Source organism: Lutibacter sp., from assembly GCF_021647475.1.
Taxonomy (GTDB): domain Bacteria; phylum Bacteroidota; class Bacteroidia; order Flavobacteriales; family Flavobacteriaceae; genus Lutibacter.
In genome coordinates this window covers 1-19,348 of the sequence record NZ_JAKIUR010000023.1, presented here as the reverse complement: position 1 = coordinate 19,348, position 19,348 = coordinate 1, and the positions used below count along the sequence as shown (strand labels likewise).

Genomic DNA, 19,348 nt, shown 5'->3' with positions numbered 1-19,348 from the left:
TCTTTAATTTTTCATCAAAAATAAGCATATACACAAGTTTATGCAATGTTATTATCATAAATTATTGCAAAAATTGAATGGTTTTTAAAATAGAAATAGCTTGGCAAATTCGGTTATTTACAGATTTATCTCCATAAATATCAACAGTTGTATTAATATAGGATTTGTCAGCATTTTTAATAGTAATATTAAGTTGATGAAAGGGAAATCCTTTTTTTGTTCCGCTTAGGATGTACCAATATGAAGGTTTATTAATAAATTTTTCTTTTTCAGAAGTAATTATTTTAAGCTTTTCTAGTGAAAAAAGAGAATCTGATTTAGTTACAAATTCTTTATTTAATTTTAAATTTCCTTTAAAAAAAGAGACTCCAATAATAAAAGTTTTTGTTAATTCTTTTAGTGTGTCGGCTATATAAATTTCTGAAGAAATATTATCATAGTAAAGATTTGTTTTCCAAGATGTTGGAATACTTATCATAAAGTTATTATTAAAATCTTTTATTTGGTTTAATTTATAAGAAATAGTAGAAGTACAGTTGATTTTTTGTTCTAATTTAGAAGCCTTATTACAACTTATTGTAACAATTATTAATAAAAAATACAATAGCTGTTTCATAATTAATAGTTAATTTCCATTTTAGCAATAACACCATCGCCAGCTAACCAAGCCAAGTTTTTAGAAACAAATTTAATAGCATAAAATCCATTATTGCTAAGTTTTATCCAATTTTCACCTGTATTTGCCGAATAAAAAATTCCGTTTGTTGATACAGCAACTACTTTTTTCCCATTTGAATTAGGTACATATTGAATGCAACTTACATAATTAGGAAAACTATTTTTAGCGATAGGTTTCCAGGTTTTTCCACCATCATTAGTAATTGCCTTATTTATAGATGTTTCAGATTTATTAGTATAATCGCCTCCTGCTATAATTCCGTTATTTTCATCAAAAAAATCTACAGTATAAATTCCAGTAGTATTTTTACCTTGAATAATTGGAGTAGTGGTAACCGTCCAATTTTTTCCTTTATCAAAAGAATGAAAAACACGAGCTTTTTTTCCACCTGTAACCATCCAAACGTTGTTATTTACAATTTTTAAATTAGTATTACTCGCTGCAAACGCAGCTTCACCTTGTTCAACTTTTGGCAGTTTAGAACAAGGAATTTTATACCAAGAATTTCCACCATCATTAGTTTTTATAACGGATAAACAATTATCTGTTGGATCGCCCATTGCAATTCCATTTTTATCATCAAAAAATTGCATGGCATCATAAAAAACTTTTTTGTTTTCTTCTTTATAAACCAACTTTATAGTATCATTTTTATATTGATAAAGTAAAGCTGGGTTACCAACACTTAAAATGAAAATTGCTTTTTTTGTTGTGGCAATTGCTCTAAATTCAGGATAAATAGTATCATATTTAATCTGTTTAGTATAAATAGATTTACCAGACAAATCCATAATACCAAAAAAACCATTTGAACCTGCATAAGCTAAAGTAGTATCATTTAAAACCTTTATAGCTCTTATACTTGAATTTTTTATACTAAACTTTGTTATTTTAATTGTTATGTTATCTCTTGATTTATATGTTTCTTTGCATGAAATGATGAAAAATAAGAGTACCAAGCATTGCAGAATTCTTTTCATTTTTACTATTTTTAAAGTACTAAAATATATAAAACAATCATAGCTTTATGAAAAAAGCATTAGTTATTTCAGGAGGAGGTAGTAAAGGAGCCTTTGCTGGAGGTGTTGCACAATTTTTAATGAAAGAAAAAAAGCGAAAATATGATATGTTCTTAGGTTCTTCTACAGGTAGTTTAATGGTTTCGCATTTAGCATTAGGAATGGTTGATGAACTAAAAGATTTATATACAAATGTTAATCAAAGAACCATTTTTAATAGCAATCCTTTTTTAATAAAAAAAATTCATGGAGAAAAGGTTATTAGCATAAATTACCTAAATATGTTATGGAATTTTATAAATGGCAGAAAAACTTTTGGAGAAAGTAAAAATTTACGAAAACTCATAAAAAACAATATTACAGAAGAAATGTACCAACAAATAAGATATAATAACATTGAGTCCGTAGTTACTGTTTCTAATTTATCAGCCAATAAAGTGGAATACAAATCTATTAATGATTGTACGTATAATGATTTTTGTGACTGGATTTGGGCTTCATGTAATTATGCACCATTTATGAGTATATTAGTTAAAAATGGTTGCCAATATGCAGATGGTGGATTTGGAAGTATTGTTCCCATTAAAGAAGCTATTTTACGTGGAGCTAAAGAAATTGATGCTATTATTTTAGAAACCGAAATAACTCAAATTAATAGAATTCAATCAAAAAATCCGTTTTCTGTACTATTTGATATATTTGATTTTATGCTAGAGCATGTAGAACGTCATAATATTACTATTGGAAAATTATCAGCGAATGAAAATGATGTAAAACTTAATTTATATTATACACCAACAGTTTTAACAACAAATTCTTTAGTTTTTGATAAAAAATTAATGACTAAATGGTGGGCACAAGGCTACAAGCATGCAAAACTTAAATACAATGAGTATGCGAATGAATTTAGACCTAATTTACAATAAAAAACTCTTTCTTTTTTAGATTGAAATCTAATTATTAATTTAAAAACTCATTGGTTATATACATTTCTTTATCAAATTTTGATTCAAGCGGCAACACTTTTAATGGCGTTGCACTTTTATATTTTGAAATAGTTTTAGTTGACAAGCCTCTAATATCATCTAACGCAGCTTTTAAAACTACTTCATTTTCATCACCAAAAGGTAAAATAGCATTCCAAAATTCATATTCTTTCACTTCAATATCAGGAGTAAATCCTTGAGTATAATCGCTTTTACCTAATTTATTAAATATTTGAAACACAATAGGTTGCATTGCATTTTTATGATTTGCATTTGCAGAAGATTGGCTAGTATAGTCAGAACCTGGAGAATCGTACAAGGTAATTGAACCCACATTTTTACCATAAGTAGTTGTGCCAATTAGTTTAACAGGTATATAAGGTTTTAAACCATTTATTATCATTTCACTAGCAGAAGCAGTACTATGAGAAGTTAGCACATAAAGTCTATTAATATTTGATAATCTATTTATAGCTTCTTCACCAGTTTTTGCTCCAGTTGCATCATAATCTTTTTGTGTATTTTGAAAATTGTAGGTGCTATTTTCATTGGAGTGCTTATTGTTAAACTTTAAATCAGCAAATTTATCCGTTCCAGCATTTGCATCAATCATACTCGCTAAATAAGAAGAAGTAGCTACAGAGCCACCACCATTAAGTCGTAAATCTAAAATTAATTCATTTACACCAGCAGCTTTTAAATCTGCAAAAGCAGCATTTAATTCATCATTATAAGAAGATCTAAATCCGTTATAAACTAAATAGCCAACTTTTCCACCATTAATATTATCAAAAACTTTAGTTAAATAAACGGGATTATCAGAAACTTCGACAGCTGTAATGGTTTTATCTCCAATAGCAGTTAAGGTTCCCTTATTTTCAGTTACAAAAGATAAAGTAACTGTATCATTTGATAGTTTACTAACCGTATTGTTATAATTAGTTTCATTTAAAACAACACCATCTATAGCATTTATGATATCACCACGTTTTATACCAGCATCAAAAGCAGGTGAATTATTACTTACAAACCTAACATATAAAATTATATCTCCACTGGTATTAATTGGTACGCCCTGTAATCTAAATCCAAAAGATAAAGATATTCCTTGAAATTGTTTTTGTTGTGCTACATAATCTTCAATAAACCAAGAAAATCGATCGGTATTACCAGCATCAAAAAGCAAACTATTAAATAAATCTTCGGGTGTTGAAAATCCATCTAAATAAGCTGTATAATCATTCGTATTATCATCTTTAGTATCTGCTAAAGCAGGAACGTTAGGCTGCCAGTTGTACCAAGAATTCATCGCTTTCCAAACAAAATTATTGATAGAATTATTACTAAATGTAATTTCATTTCTTTTATTACATCCAAAAGTTAATCCAATGAATAGGAATAATGTTATTAGAATATTACTTTTTTTCATTATTGAGGTTTGTAATTATATTTTTAAACTAAGTCGAAATTTATGAAAATAAATTACACTTTTCACAACTTCTGTTACAAAAATGTAACTTGTTCGTCATAATTGTAAAATCAAACTAAAAATTTGTAGTAACCAAACTTAAAAATGAAACAATCGGATTTTCTAAATACCGTAATGCCATTTAAAGATAAAATATTTCGTTTAGCCAAACGGTTATTGGTTTCTACGGAAGAAGCAGAAGATGCAACACAAGAATTATTTTTTAAATTATGGAAAAATAAAGAAAAATTAAATGAATATAAAAGTATTGAAGCATTTGCAATGACAATGACTAAAAATTATTGTTTTGACAGACTTAAATCTAAACAAGCCAGCAATTTAACTTTGGTTCATAGTAATTATACTGAAAAAGGAGCTTCCTTACAAAAAAGAGTAGAATTGAATGATAGTGTTAGTTTGGTTGAAAAGTTGATAGACAAATTACCAGAACAACAAAAATTAATCATTCAATTAAGAGATATAGAACAATATGAATTTGAAGAAATTGCTGAAATGTTACAAATAAAACAAACGGCAATTAGAGTCAGCTTATCAAGAGCAAGAAAAACAATTAGAGAACAATTAATAAAACAACATCAATATGGAATTAGCTAACATAGAAAAGTTGTTGGAAAAATATGAAAATGGTGAAACTACCTTAACAGAAGAAAAAGAGTTGAAAAACTATTTTTTAAGTGATAATGTAGCCCCTCATTTAGTTGAATACAAAGCGTTATTCAATTATTTTTCAACTAGTAAAAATGAGCGTTTTACTAAAACCATCCAATTAAAAAGTCAAAAGCAGAATTGGAAGTGGTTAACCGTTGCCGCATCATTAATTTTACTGGTAAGCGTTTATACTGGTTATCAAAAACACCAGCAAAACAAAGCCGAAAAAGTTTTTAATGAAACAAAAATGGCATTAAATATGCTTTCGGGAAATTTACATAAAGGAACTGTTGCAATTGGAGAATTACAAGAGTTTGAAACAACAAAAAACAAAATTTTTAAACAATTTAAATAAACTAAAAATGAAAAAAATAATTTTAATAGCAGTAATGCTAATAGTTTCCTATACTTCTTTTGCTCAAGAATCTATTTTTGACAAATTTGAAGATATGGATGATGTAACTTCAGTTATTGTCAATAAAGAAGCTTTTCAAATGTTAAGTTCTTTTAAAGGAAATGATCCTGAATCACAAGAATATGTTAAAATGGTTCAAAATTTAAAATCATTAAAAGTATATACTACTGAAAGCAGTGCTATTGCTAATCAAATGAAAAATACAGTTAATAGTTACTTGAAAAAAGCAAAATTAACTGAACTAATGAGAGCAAAAGATAAAGATGGACGTGTAAAAATTTATATTAGAAAAGGAAAAGACAAAAACCATGTAAGCGAATTGCTAATGTTTGTAAGCGATTTAAAAAATAAAGCAGACCAACAAGCGGTAATTTTATCACTTACTGGAGATATTGATTTGAATAAAATATCAAAACTAACAAACTCGTATATTCCTGAAAGTGGAAAACAACTTAAAAAACAATAATATGAAAGTTATTTTTAAAATAAGTAGTTTTTTAGCAATAACTATGTTAGTGCTAACATCTTGTAATACAACACCTTCATTGCAAAAATATATTGTTGAAAGCAAGGAAAATAATGAATTTATTTCTGTTGATATTCCTGTAAGTATTATTCAATTAAAGGATACCGATATTTCTGAAGATGCTAAAAACACTTTGAACACCATCAAAAAAATGAATTTTTTAGCGTTGGAATTAAACGATAAAAATCGTACTTTTTATAATTCAGAAAAAGCTAAAGTCAATAAAATTCTTAAAAATCCAAAGTACAAACAGCTCATCAGATTTAAGCGAAACAAAAGTAATATTAGCATAAGTTACTTGGGTAAAGAAAATGCTATAAATGAAGTTATTATTTTTGGTTCTGATAACGAAAAAGGATTTGCAATTGTCAGAATTTTAGGAGAAAAAATGAATCCTTCTGACATTATTAAATTATCCAAAGAAATTAAAATCGATGGTAATTCTAATCAATTAAAACAATTAGAAGGATTATTTAAAAGTATAAAGTAAACAATCTGAAATCATAATAAAATTAAAGCCATACTCATTTACAGTATGGCTTTTTAACTGCTTATTAACACCAAAATTAATTTAAAATAGTACTTTTGAAATCTCACTTAAACATAAACACCCTAATGAAAAAAATAATACTTGCTATATTTCTAATTTCTTCAACATTTATAGTAGCACAAAAAACAGACTACAGAGCAGAAAGAACCAAAGTAAACGATTTAATTCACACTAAATTAAAGGTAGATTTTAATTTTCAAAAAAGCCAAATGAATGGCGAAGCTTGGGTAACACTTTCACCACATTTTTATCCAGCAAATAAAGTAGTTTTAGATGCAAAAGCTTTTACTATAAAACAAGTTAAAGTAAATGATAAACCTGCTAATTACAACTATTCTGATGATGAAATTACTATTGAACTAGGTAAAACCTATACTAAAGATGAAACGTTTACGGTGTATGTAAATTATATTGCAAATCCTGAAAAAGTTAAACAAAGTGGAAGTGCAGCCATAACTGATGCCAAAGGATTGTATTTTATTGATCCTAAAGGAGAAGATCCTGATAAACCAACTGAAATTTGGACACAAGGTGAAACAGAATCTAATAGCTGTTGGTTTCCAACTATTGACTCCCCAAATCAAAAAAGTACCGAAGAAATTTATATGACAGTTCCTAATAAATATGTAACCTTATCCAACGGAAAATTAGAAAGTCAAACTAAAAATGCAGATGGAACACGAACTGATTATTGGAAAATGGATAAAAAACATGCTCCATATTTATTTTTTATGGGAGTAGGTGATTTCAGTATTGTAAAAGATTCTTGGAATGGAATTCCTGTAAATTATTATGTAGAAAAAGAATATGAGCCTGTGGCCAAAGAAATTTTTGGAAAAACTCCTGAAATGATAACATTTTTCTCCAATATTACTGGCGTTCCTTATCAATGGAATAAATACGACCAAATTGTGGTTAGAGATTATGTAAGTGGCGCTATGGAAAATACTACCGCAGTAGTACACGGCGAAGGTGCTCAACAAAAAAAAGGGCAACTCATAGATAAAAATATTTGGGAAAACACCATTTCACATGAATTATTTCATCATTGGTTTGGAGATTTAGTAACCACCGAAAGCTGGTCAAATTTAACGGTAAACGAATCTTTTGCAACTTATGGCGAATACTTGTGGCTTAAATACAAATATGGCAATGATGAAGCAAATGCTTTAATGGATGAAGATCAGCAAACCTTTTTAAACAACAAAAAAGATTCAGAAGATTTAGTTCGATTTTATTATAAAGATAGAGAAGATATGTTTGATGTTGTTAGCTACCAAAAAGGTGGTGCAATCTTATACATGTTAAATGATTATTTAGGTGATAAAGCTTTTTTTGCTGGACTTAAAGAATATTTAAACGAACATAAATTTGGAACTGCGGAAGCAACGGATTTACGTTTGGCACTAGAAAAAGTAAGTGGTAAAGATTTGAATTGGTTTTTTAATGAATGGTATTATGGTAACGGACATATAAAAATGACTGTTACTTATGATTATAATACCATCAATAAAACCGTAACCGTAAACATAAAACAACAAGATAAAACCTTTATATTTCCTTTAAGTATTGACATTTATGAAGACAATAATAAAATACGACATAACGTTTGGGTTTCCCATGCTGATGAATCGTTTACATTTAGCTTTAATAAACTACCAAAACTTATAAATATTGATGCTAAACACGTGCTGTTAGCAGAAATAAATGTAAATAAAACATTAACAAATTATATCTATCAATTTAACCACGCTACGCATTATTTAGATAGAAAATTAGCCTTAGAAGAAGTTGCAAAAAATCAAACTACCAGTAAAGAAGCTTATAATACTCTTCTAAAAGGTTTAAATGATCCTTTTTATGAATTACGAATTTATGCATTAGAACATATCGATTTATTTCAAAAATATAATAAAAAAGATGCCATTGCTAAAATTGTACAATTGGCTAAATTTGATAAAAAAACACTGGTAAAAGCAGCAGCAATTAATGTATTAGGAAAATTAGTAGATCCTATATATAAACCAATATTTGAAAAAGCCTTAAATAGCGAATCTTTTGCGATGACAAAAAGTGCATTAGTAGCTTTATATCAAATAGATAAACCTGCAGCATTAAATAAGCTCAAAACCTTAAATAAAGAAACAAAAGAGAATTTAGCAGATGCAATTACTACCATTTACATTAATGAAAAAGACACTACTAATTTACCGTTTATTGCTAAACATGTACTTTTAGGAATGTTTAATTCAAGAGACAAACACACGCAAGCCTTATATGGACAAGGATACAAAATGATTATTGAAAGCAATAACACTGAAGCTATTAGTAACTTAACAGACAAGTTTGTAAAAAATGGAAAACGATACAGAAAATTTAAATTTGATAAAATGGCTGTTAATATGATGAATCAAATTGTAACTATTCAAATGCAATCTAAAAATACTAATAAAGATGAAATCATTTTAATTGTACGAAAAGGAATTGCTCAGTTGCTGAAATAATTATCAAACAGAAACCTGTTAAAAAAGGTAACCTAAAATGTAAAATTTTCGTCAACCTGAATTTGTTTCAGGTTCGTTCTCATAATAACTGATAATCAGCAAGAAAAGATTCTAAAATGCTACTTCGACGTAGCTCAGTATGACATCTTCAGAACGTTTTAAAAGGCTTTATTTAATTACATAGAGCCTTTTTTTATGGAATATAGTTTTTAAATGTTCCATCTTTATAAAAGACAACAATCCGTTCTATTGTTGTGTTATCAACTTTCTCAATACTATTTGCTTTCTTAGGTTCAACCTTTTTATTCTCAATATCATCTAAATTAGAAGATAGAGGAGAAGTGGTAAGTGCTTTTTCATCAACCTTAGGAAATTTACCTTTACCATTTAATAACCAATACAATTCTACTTCTGGAAATGCTTTTAGAATTTTTAGCACAAATTCTAAACTTGGTTTATTTCTACCAGAAAGTATATGAGATATACTTGAACGCTGTACTTCAATCTTTTCTGCCAATTGAGCAGCAGAAATTTCATAGTAATTTAACATAAATTTTAATCGTTCTGCAAATTCTTCTACGTTTACCATTGTAACTTGTATATAAGATTACAAATGTATATAAACTAAACTTACATTCAAAACATTAGCTGTTTAAATTTAATATTTTGTGAAAATAACTTAATTTATTTATTTATATAATATATTATAACTAACTTATTTACAATTATTTATATAGTACTTATCAATTTTATTTATACTCACTCATTATTGATGTAAAATCTATTCTTTTAATTGATTACAATTGTATATTTTTAATGAAATTACATTATTTACATTTGTAAACTTTGTTATATTTACATTTGTAATTTACTAAATCATATGACTACATTAAATACCGATAATTTATTAGCTGATTATCCTATTTTTTTTGAAGAGGGCTTAAAAGGAAGAAGAATATTATTTGATAATATTGAGCCATTAATAAAAAATCTATCTGCACCATTTAAAAAAGAAATTCTTGGCTATTCAGAAAATAACATTCCAATTTATAAAATAACCTTAGGAAATGGCAAAACTAAAATTTTGGTTTGGTCTCAAATGCATGGAAATGAAAGTACTGGGACAAAAGCACTGTTTGACTTTTTTAATTATGTAAAAAAACAAAAGAAGAATACTTCAATTTATATTAAAACCATTATAGAAAATTGTACAATTGAATTTATTCCTTTGTTAAATCCGGATGGTGCCATTTTGTTTACACGTGAAAATGCACATAAAATTGATTTAAATAGAGATGCTGTTGAGCAAAAAGCTATTGAAAGTAGAATATTATGTAGAGAATTAGAACGTTTTAATCCTTCTTTTTGTTTCAATTTACACGACCAACGTTCTGTTTTTAATATAAAAGGAACTTCAAACCCAGCAACTATTTCATTTTTGGCTCCATCTGAAGATAAAAATAGGTCTTTAACTAAAGGCAGAAAAGAAACTATGAGTGTAATTGTAGCAATGAATAACTTCTTACAAAAAATTATTCCAAATCATATTGGTAGATATACTGATGAATTTTACCCAACGGCTACGGGAGATAATTTTCAAAAGCTAGGTTATAACACGGTTTTAATTGAATGTGGACATTATAAGAATGATTATGACAGAGATATTACTAGAAAATTTAATTTTTTGGCTTTATTACAAGGATTTTATTATATAGCAACAACAACCAATTATGCTAATTATAAGGATTATTTTAACATTCCAAATAATGATATGCTATTTTTAGATAAGATTTATAAAAACGTTAAAATGCCCAATAATAAGATACAAGATGTTGGAATTCAGTATGTTTTTAAATATCATAACCATAAATTAGAAAAAGAAGAACATGTTGAAAAAATAGGTGACTTAACAAATTATCATACTAGTTCTATAATTAAATCAAAAAATTTGTGTTTTAATCAATTAAAATTGTCAAATTCGTAAATAAATAGTAGATATTTGATTTTTTTTTGATAAATTTGCAGTAAATTATTTAATTATCAATAATAACGTAGTATGAAAAAATATGTATTAGATGAAATAGATCATCAAATATTAGATATTTTAATAGAAAATGCAAGAACACCATTTACCGACATTGCTAAAAAACTAGTAGTTTCTGCTGGTACTATTCATGTTCGTGTAAAAAAAATGGAGGATGAAGGAATTATTAAAGGTTCAACATTATCCCTTGATTATGAAAAAATGGGGTATTCTTTTATTTCACATATTGGAATATATCTAGGAAAAACTTCAAAAACAAAACAAGTAATTAAAGACTTACGGAAAATACCAAATGTAACTATTGCTTATATTACTGCTGGAAAATATAATATTTTCTGTAAGATTAGAGCTAAAAACACGACTCATGCTAAGGAAATCATTTTTGAAATAGATGATATTGATGGTGTTTCAAGAACAGAAACAATGATTTCTTTAGAAGAAAGTATAAACGATAAAACCCGCTTAATGCATTCTATTTTTAGAGAATTATAAAAAATGACCTTATTTAAAAGAAGCCTTAACAAAAATTTGTTAAGGCTTTTTTTTATCCTTATAAATCAATTACATTTGATTTTTTGAACAAAAAATGTTCCAACTACTAACTAAAATTAAATATTAATGGTTTTTAATCGCCAGGGTTATTCCGATGAGGAATTAATAGCATTATACAAACTAATTTTAAAACCTCGTTTGATTGAAGAAAAGATGCTCATTCTTTTACGTCAAGGTAAAATATCAAAATGGTTTTCAGGTATTGGTCAAGAAGCTATCCCAGCTGGAGTTACAAAATGTTTAAATTCTGATGAATTTATATTACCTATGCATCGTAATTTAGGTGTTTTTACTACCAGAAATATTCCTTTACATCGTTTATTTTCTCAATGGCAAGGTAAAAAAGGAGGCTTTACAAAAGGTAGAGATCGTTCTTTTCATTTTGGCACAAAAGAATATAATATTATTGGGATGATTTCCCATTTAGGACCTCAATTAGGCATAGCAAATGGTATTGCATTATCCTATAAATTAAAAAAAGAAGCTAAAGTTACTGCAGTTTTTTGTGGAGATGGAAGTACAAGTGAAGGTGATTTTCATGAAGCATTAAACGTAGCATCTGTATGGAATTTACCTGTATTATTTTGTATTGAAAGTAATGAATATGGTTTATCAACTCCATCAAGCCAGCAATTTAACTGTAAAAACATTGCAGATAAAGGTATTGGCTATGGTATGGAAAGTTATATTATTGATGGAAATAATATTTTGGAAGTCCACAAAAAAGTGAATGAACTTGCTAAAAGTGTTAGAAAAAATCCAAGACCAATATTGCTAGATTTTAAAACTTTCAGAATGAGAGGTCATGAAGAGGCGAGTGGCAATAAATATGTTCCACATGATTTACTTGAAAAATGGGTTTTAAAAGATCCTATTGAAAATTATCAAGCTTTTTTAAGAGCCGAAAATATTTTAACAGAAGAACAAGAAGTAATTTATAAACATGAAATTGTTGAAGAAATTAGTAAAAACTTAAAAATTGCTTTTGCCGAGAAGGAAACTACTTCAACCATTGAAGAAGAATTAAAAGATGTTTATGCACCATCAAATCATGTAAATAAAGATAAACCAAGCAATTCAGTAGATAATATTCGATTTGTAGATGCTATTTCTAAAGGATTGAAACAAAGCATGGAGCGTTTTCCTAATTTAGTTATTATGGGACAAGATATTGCTGAATATGGTGGAGTTTTTAAAATAACAAAAGGTTTTTTAGAACAATTTGGTGCTGAACGTGTTAGAAATACACCAATTTGTGAATCTTCAATTATTGAATCTGCTTACGGATTATCTATTAACGGATTTAAATCGGTAGTAGAATTGCAATTCTCTGATTTTGTAACTTCTGGATTTAATCCAATCATTAATTTATTGGCAAAATCATTTTATCGATGGGCTCAAAATGCAGATGTAGTTTTACGAATGCCTTGCGGAGCAGGAGTTGGATCCGGACCTTTTCATAGCCAAACTAACGAAGCCTGGTTTACCAAAACACCAGGTTTAAAAGTAGTGTATCCTGCATTTCCATTTGATGCAAAAGGATTATTAGCAACTGCCATTGAAGATCCAAATCCTGTACTATTTTTTGAACACAAAGCATTGTATCGGTCTATTTATCAGGATGTTCCAACAAATTATTACACCATTCCATTTGGTAAAGCTATCGTTTTAAATGAAGGAAATGAGGTAAGTATTATAACCTTTGGAGCTGGCGTGCATTGGGCTTTAGATGAAATAAAAAATAATAAAATTAATGCCGATCTCATTGACTTAAGAACGTTACAACCACTTGATACAGAAACCATTTATAATTCCGTTAAAAAAACTGGAAAAGCTTTAATTTTACAAGAAGACACTTTGTTTGGTGGAATTGCTTCAGATATTTCAGCTTTAATAAATGAGCATTGCTTTAAATATTTAGATGCTCCAGTAAAACGAGTGGCAAGTATAGAAACTCCTATTCCTTTTGCTAAAAAATTGGAAGAACAATTTTTACCTAAAAACAAACTTCATAAAGAACTAAATGATTTATTAAATTATTAATCTCAATTTTATAGCTATCTGATATTTATCATTAGATATCATTTCTATCTTTTGTAACTTTAATAATTACATCAAAATTGGTGGTTTCAGTAAAAAATCACAAGTTTTAAAACAGTTAGTTATGAAACCTAAAATAGTATTAATAGATAGCAACGAAAAACAAAAAAATAGTATAAAAGAATTACTTTCTCTAGCAAATTATGAGGTTGAAACTGCCAACGACCAAATTTCTGGTTTAGCCATTATAAACTCCTTTTTTCCAAATTTAATACTTTCTAACATTTATTTACCGGAAATTGAAGATGGTTTAGCACTATTTAAAAATTATAAAAGTCAATCTAAACTTAGAACTATTCCTTTTGTTTTTATAGCAAACACAGCAACAAAAACTCTTATTAGAACCCTTATGGATTTTGGGGCTGATGATGTAATTAGTACTACTCAAAAAAAATATAAAATTCTTAAAATAATAAAATTAAGATTAAATAGAGTAGAAGTATTTTCATTACAAAATAAAAAATCACATTTATATCAAAAACCAGATAAATTATTGATACATAAGGAATTAAATAAGATACTATCTGTAAAAAAGCTATATCATTTTAATCCTAATGAAACCATTTATTGTGCTGGAAATAAAAGCAATCATATTTTTTTAATAAAAAATGGAACCGTAAAAACGTATGAAACTGATAATAATGGTAAAGAATTTATAATAAGTTTTTTTACCTCAGAACAATATTTTGGCTATACTTCATTTATAAAAAACAAACCTCATTGTGAAAATGCGAAAGCTGTAACTTCTACATTTATTTATAAAATTAGTAGAGAAGAAATTCTAACTGCAATTCAAAAAAATAATAAAATTTTATATAATTTTATGGATGTTATTGTGAATGATTTAATAAAATTAAAAAAACAAATTATTCTTCTTGCATATGCTTCCGTTCGGAAAAAAACTGCTGAAACTTTAGGGTACTTTAATCATAATTTTCCTATAAAAAACGGAACAACAATTACAATAAATAGAACTGATTTAGCTGACTCTATTGGTATTGCTAAAGAAACCCTTATAAGAACACTCCACGATTTTAAAAATGAAAAACTAATAAGTTTAACAAAAAAAAGTGTAACAATTCTTGATGAAAAAAAACTAAAAGAAGTACAGTAGTTTAGGCTTTAGTTGATAACAATCAATAAATTTATTGATTTCAATCATTGCATTTTTTAATAATAACAATTAACTTTAGAAGTATTAAATAATGTTCAACTTAAATAATTTAATTATGTCAATTATAAAATTTAACAGACGTTTTCCAATGTTTAATCAATTTTTTCCTGACATGTTGCATCTAGATCCAATTTTTACAGATGAGTTGACTTCAAAAAATAATTGGATACCATCTATAAATGTAATAGAAAACGAAAAGAATTTTGAAATAGAAGTAGCTGCACCAGGATTTGGTAAAAAAGATTTTAATGTGTCAATTGATGAAAATGTATTAATAATTTCAGCGGAAAGCAAAAATGAATTGAAAGAAAATGAGGAAAAATTCACAAGGCATGAATTTTATTATAACTCATTTGAAAGATCATTTACTTTACCAAATAGTATTGACTTAAATAAGGAAATTAGTGCTAAGTATAATAGTGGTGTTCTAAGGATTCATTTGGAAAAACTAGTAGTTTTAAAAAATGAAGAACACAGAAAGATAATTGAAATAGCCTAATTTTTAAATGAAATCCGAGGAGTAATCTAATTTATTTCTCGGTTTTCTAATTTTTACTAAAATAAATAAAATGTTACATACAATTCTTAAACAAAACCATATTATGTTACATACAATTCCTAAGCAAAAAGAACCAATTATTTACAATAGTTTTGAATATTTACATAAAAAAACACAGAAATGGTTGTTAGAAATTGATTTTATAAAAACAGAATTATTTTTTTTAAAAGAGCTAATAGACGAGCATGTTATTGAAATTTGCAATTCAAAAAACTTTAATGATGCAAAAATGTATTTAAATGGAGTAGCACATGAAATTAGTTTAAATGAAAAACTAACAAAATCTATTAAAGCTCATTCCATTAATTTATCCCTTTTAACAGAAGGAATATACTTGACCAAGCAGAAAGAAATTAGAAAAAATCATACACTGTTAAAAATAGAAGTAGAGAACTATAAGGATAATTTAAAATACATGAAACAACAGATTTTTGAACTTATTTTAAAAGTTATGAAAATGAATAAATCAAAAAAATTGCTGAGATAAAAGGCTTATAAGTTCTTTAAAATAGTGCCGTTTTCATATAAAATAACTTAATTTTTATGATATAAATAATATTTGATAGCAATTGAATTAATTATAAAAAGATAATTATTTGGTATCAAGTAAAAATTTATGAAATACGATTAAGATTTAAACGATTTTGGGGTAAATTTAATTTTAATTTTATTAGTAAGATTTACTTAAACTTAAGGTTAAGTTTTTTTATATAAAAACGGTTTTTAATTTCAAAAACGTATTGTAGTGTAGCTATTGGTTTCACCAAGCATAATTAATCTATTTAACATAATATAAATTATAATACAAATGTATTGTTTTGTATTTATAGTGGTTTATCCATTTGATAGTTATAATTGAATATTATGTTAAATATCCCAGAAGCATTCTATTTCATTACGATATTTAGTACTTGGGTTTAGAAAATTTCAAATATGCGATTCTAAAGAGAGTTCTCGTTTATTAATTTGTAGCTATAATTAGCCGTTATGTAAAATAGCCGCTGCCAAACGCTCGATTGTTTGCTTAAAACAAAATTGCTAATGCAATTGTTTTTAAACCACAATTTGCAGCCGCTTGCCAACGCCAAAAAAAGCAATCCTTTTAGTCTCATAATTTTGTTTTGAATATTACTGAATATTCTCGTTTAAAAAGTTTTCAGGATATTCTCGTTATGCTGGCACAACAGTTTAAAATTTTCGAAAATAAAAATTTCTAAACACTTGCTTAAATTTCGTTTCCAAATAAGCTTTTTTTCATTATTCTTATCTTTTTTTCTTGATAAAAAGAAACAAAAATCAAGGCTGCATATAATTTTGGAAACAATTACGGCTCATTCACTATATTTTAGGATGAATTCTATGTGGCGATATTGTAAATCGATTGAAATGATAAATTAAGTTCCTTATAATACTTGCTACAAGGTCCCTAAAATATTACGCTCTTTTCACCTTATTGTTTTACCAAAATGATATGATGCCATTTAAAGATTCTGACTTCAGTTATTATGTTAAATAAAAATTATGTTGTAAAATTTCTTTCTTATTCTATATTGAACGCTGGGTAATTAAACCAAAAAACCATTAAAACATCGTGATACGCTTTTTTAATTCCTCTTTATATTTAGTACTTAGAGGAATATCTATGTTCCCGATTTTCAAAAATCCAGCACCAATTAAATCAACAGCTTCAATATTTACAACATAAGAACGGTGTGCTTGCAGAAATTTTTCTTTAGTTAAATTATGTATAAAATCAGACATTTTACCTCTTACTAAATGCATTTTGTTAGCCAAATGTATTTCTAAATAATTTTTATCTGACTTGATAAATAAGATGTCTTTTATAAATAGTTTCACAAACATATAATCATCACGAATAAAAATACTATCTCTAACAGCAAAGGAAATTCCAGTTTCTGAAGGTTTTGATTCGTTTTTATCAATTGCTGTATTTTGCTTTTCAAAATTATTTAGTGCAACCTCTACTGAAGTGAATACATCTACTTTGGTAAATGGTTTTACTAAATAACCATAAGGACCTGTTTCAATGGCTCTTTGAACAGTGGTTTTGTCTCCAAAGGCTGTTAGAAAAATAAACGGGATATTGTATTTTTCTTGTATTTGTTGTGCAATCCAAATACCATCTTTATCTCCCTTAATATTGATGTCAAGAATGGCTAAATCAGTTTCTCCTTTATCTAAAATAGCTATGGCCTCTTTTGCACTCATCGCATCTCCAGAGACAACACAATTCATTTCTTTAAGAACCAACGTTAATGTTTCAATAGTAATATATTCATCTTCAACAATTAAGACTCTTACTTTATCTTTATTTGCCATAATGTCTTATTTTAATTATTGTCATTTCTAAATTTAATTATAACTGTTGTACCTGTTCCATTTTTAAACTCGCAGCTTCCACCAATTTGACGACTTAACCCTTTTACCAATCGTAAACCTAATGAATTGGTATTATTTATATTAAAATTTGCAGGTAATCCATTTCCATTATCATATATTGTTAGTTGATAATATTCATCTTCTAAAGCTTTAAGCGTAATGGTAATCGTTCCTTCTTTTTTGTTTGAAAACCCGTGTTTGAAAGCATTAACGACTAATTCATTAATAATTAACCCCATAGGAACTGCGGTATTTATATCTAACGAAAAATCTATACTATCTAAAACAATACCAATATTTTTATTAGTATCGTTTACCGTTATTATGATATCGTTGGTTAATTGGATGACATATTTTTTAAAATCAATTTCACCTAAATCTTCACTTTCATAAAGTTGTTGATGGATTAATGCCATAGATTTTATTCTATTTTGCCCTTGTTCCATTATCTCACGTACGTCATCATCATTAATTTTTGAAGATTGTAATTCTAACATTCCAGAAATTAGTTGCAAATTATTTTTAACACGATGATGAATTTCTTTTAATAAGGTTTCTTTTTCAACTAATGTTTTTTCTATAATGTCGTTTTGTTCCTCAATCCGATCGCTTTTTTCTTTAAGTATTCTTGTTTTTTTCCTTTTTTGAATGCCATTCCATAGTAAACCAATAACAATAACGAGCATCAATAGCATACCTATTATTAAAAGTTTTTGTCTGTCTTTTTGAAATTTCCTGCTAGATTCAGCTTCTATTACACGAATTTGTTGATTAGCAATTTGTTTGTTTTTTTGTTCAACTTCATAAACTACCTCTAAAATGGCTGTTCTTTTCGTATTTTCTATTGTATCCTTTGAGTTGTTATATGCAACTAACTTTTTATAATACGAATAGGCTTTTTTTGTATTTCCTAAATACTCATATACTTTTACTTTATTTTGATATGTGTTTTTAATACCAAAAACAGACTTATTTTTTTTCATCAAATAATTAGCACTATCCAATAATGCTAATGCTTTTTTTGGTTGATGCAAACCCAAATAAGATTGACTTAACGAGTTTAAACCAATAACTATACCGTCACCCTCGTTAATTTTAATATTCATATCAATATAATTTCTAATCAATGGTATTGCTTTTTGATATTCTCCTTTATCATTATATGCTTGCCCAATATTACTTTTTACTATATCCAAAAACATACGATCTCTTACAGATGGAAAATTTATTACCTTAAGGTATTTGTTCCAAAAATAAATAGATTGATTAAAATTAGTGATTGCACTATCTGGTTTATGCATTCTTAAATAAACCAATCCAAGATTATTATTAGTACCTGCTTCATAAAATAAATTATTATCCTTTTTGGCTATTTCAATTAGTTGTTGATATTGCTCAATTGCTTCATTATATTTATTTGTTTCTAAATAAATTCTTGCCAAGTCATTAATCCTTATCTTTTTAAATGAATCAAAAAATGAATTTTGAATTTGTGTATTAGAGAGCACATTATCTCGTGTTCTTATTGCTTCCCAAGCCTTTGAATATGAGCCAATTTCTATATAAATACCAAACATAACTAAACCACTATGGATTGAAAATCCATAGGTTCAAAAAAAATGTAAAGAATGAAATTCTTATTCCAAAATAATATTATCATTATCCAAGTTAGATGGATTACGATGATGTTCGAGATATTCTTG

General features: G+C 27.0%; 18 protein-coding genes. 12 read left to right on the top strand and 6 right to left on the bottom strand.

The genetic code is table 11. The features are described 5' to 3' along the window. Positions 1–61: 61 nt before the first annotated feature. Positions 62–616: a hypothetical protein gene (locus L3J60_RS07150; protein WP_291974807.1), complete on the bottom strand. Its 555-nt coding sequence runs from the start codon at positions 614–616 to the stop codon at positions 62–64. 2 nt (positions 617–618) lie between these two features. Continuing rightward, positions 619–1,659, bottom strand: a complete 1,041-nt coding sequence (locus L3J60_RS07145) for an oxidoreductase (RefSeq protein WP_291974806.1) — start codon at positions 1,657–1,659, stop codon at positions 619–621. Positions 1,660–1,706: 47 nt separating this feature from the next. Between L3J60_RS07145 and L3J60_RS07140 the strand changes: the two genes are divergently transcribed. Continuing rightward, positions 1,707–2,624: a patatin-like phospholipase family protein gene (locus tag L3J60_RS07140; protein WP_291974805.1), complete on the top strand. Its 918-nt coding sequence runs from the start codon at positions 1,707–1,709 to the stop codon at positions 2,622–2,624. Between the two features lie 34 nt (positions 2,625–2,658). Here the strand turns inward: L3J60_RS07140 and L3J60_RS07135 are convergent, their stop codons facing one another. Then, positions 2,659–4,113, bottom strand: a complete 1,455-nt coding sequence (locus tag L3J60_RS07135; RefSeq protein ID WP_291974804.1) for a S41 family peptidase — start codon at positions 4,111–4,113, stop codon at positions 2,659–2,661. Between the two features lie 144 nt (positions 4,114–4,257). Here L3J60_RS07135 and L3J60_RS07130 point away from each other — a divergent pair, with 144 nt between their 5' ends. The 5 genes from L3J60_RS07130 (at position 4,258) to L3J60_RS07110 (ending at position 8,816) form a co-directional block, all read left to right on the top strand. Further along, entirely contained in the window at positions 4,258–4,767 is a 510-nt protein-coding gene (locus L3J60_RS07130) for an RNA polymerase sigma factor (protein ID WP_291974803.1), read from the top strand. Beyond that, positions 4,754–5,176, top strand: a complete 423-nt coding sequence (locus tag L3J60_RS07125) for a hypothetical protein (protein ID WP_291974802.1) — start codon at positions 4,754–4,756, stop codon at positions 5,174–5,176. Before L3J60_RS07130 ends, L3J60_RS07125 begins: the two co-directional genes overlap by 14 nt. A 7-nt stretch (positions 5,177–5,183) precedes the next feature. Continuing rightward, positions 5,184–5,702 carry a DUF4252 domain-containing protein gene (locus tag L3J60_RS07120; RefSeq protein WP_291974801.1) on the top strand — a complete coding sequence of 173 codons (519 nt, stop codon included), beginning with the start codon at positions 5,184–5,186 and terminating at the stop codon, positions 5,700–5,702. A gap of 1 nt (position 5,703) precedes the next feature. Further along, on the top strand, positions 5,704–6,252 hold the full coding sequence (locus tag L3J60_RS07115) for a DUF4252 domain-containing protein (RefSeq protein ID WP_291974800.1): 549 nt from the start codon (positions 5,704–5,706) through the stop codon (positions 6,250–6,252). Positions 6,253–6,377: 125 nt separating this feature from the next. Beyond that, positions 6,378–8,816, top strand: a complete 2,439-nt coding sequence (locus L3J60_RS07110; protein WP_291974799.1) for a M1 family metallopeptidase — start codon at positions 6,378–6,380, stop codon at positions 8,814–8,816. Between the two features lie 193 nt (positions 8,817–9,009). On the opposite strand, the gene L3J60_RS07105 is transcribed toward L3J60_RS07110, so the two are convergent. Continuing rightward, positions 9,010–9,405: a helix-turn-helix transcriptional regulator gene (locus tag L3J60_RS07105; RefSeq protein WP_291974798.1), complete on the bottom strand. Its 396-nt coding sequence runs from the start codon at positions 9,403–9,405 to the stop codon at positions 9,010–9,012. A 291-nt stretch (positions 9,406–9,696) separates the two neighbouring features. On the opposite strand from L3J60_RS07105, the gene L3J60_RS07100 reads away from it, so the two are divergent. The 6 genes from L3J60_RS07100 (at position 9,697) to L3J60_RS07075 (ending at position 15,732) form a co-directional block, all read left to right on the top strand. Then, positions 9,697–10,800: a M14 family zinc carboxypeptidase gene (locus L3J60_RS07100; RefSeq protein WP_291974797.1), complete on the top strand. Its 1,104-nt coding sequence runs from the start codon at positions 9,697–9,699 to the stop codon at positions 10,798–10,800. 72 nt (positions 10,801–10,872) lie between these two features. Beyond that, on the top strand, positions 10,873–11,352 hold the full coding sequence (locus L3J60_RS07095) for an AsnC family transcriptional regulator (protein WP_291974796.1): 480 nt from the start codon (positions 10,873–10,875) through the stop codon (positions 11,350–11,352). A 126-nt stretch (positions 11,353–11,478) separates the two neighbouring features. Beyond that, complete coding sequence (locus L3J60_RS07090; protein ID WP_291974795.1) at positions 11,479–13,455, top strand: dehydrogenase E1 component subunit alpha/beta; 1,977 nt, start codon at positions 11,479–11,481, stop codon at positions 13,453–13,455. A gap of 121 nt (positions 13,456–13,576) precedes the next feature. Next, complete coding sequence (locus L3J60_RS07085) at positions 13,577–14,626, top strand: cyclic nucleotide-binding domain-containing protein (RefSeq protein ID WP_291974794.1); 1,050 nt, start codon at positions 13,577–13,579, stop codon at positions 14,624–14,626. Between the two features lie 115 nt (positions 14,627–14,741). Then, positions 14,742–15,185 (top strand): Hsp20/alpha crystallin family protein, encoded by a 444-nt coding sequence (locus L3J60_RS07080; protein ID WP_291974793.1) that lies wholly within the window; start codon positions 14,742–14,744, stop codon positions 15,183–15,185. A gap of 70 nt (positions 15,186–15,255) precedes the next feature. Then, positions 15,256–15,732, top strand: coding sequence for a hypothetical protein (locus tag L3J60_RS07075; protein ID WP_291974792.1), 477 nt, complete (start codon positions 15,256–15,258; stop codon positions 15,730–15,732). A 1,094-nt stretch (positions 15,733–16,826) separates the two neighbouring features. On the opposite strand, the gene L3J60_RS07070 is transcribed toward L3J60_RS07075, so the two are convergent. Beyond that, positions 16,827–17,585 (bottom strand): response regulator, encoded by a 759-nt coding sequence (locus L3J60_RS07070; protein WP_291974791.1) that lies wholly within the window; start codon positions 17,583–17,585, stop codon positions 16,827–16,829. Between the two features lie 11 nt (positions 17,586–17,596). After that, entirely contained in the window at positions 17,597–19,222 is a 1,626-nt protein-coding gene (locus tag L3J60_RS07065; RefSeq protein ID WP_291974790.1) for a histidine kinase dimerization/phosphoacceptor domain -containing protein, read from the bottom strand. Between the last annotated feature and the right edge of the window lie 126 nt (positions 19,223–19,348).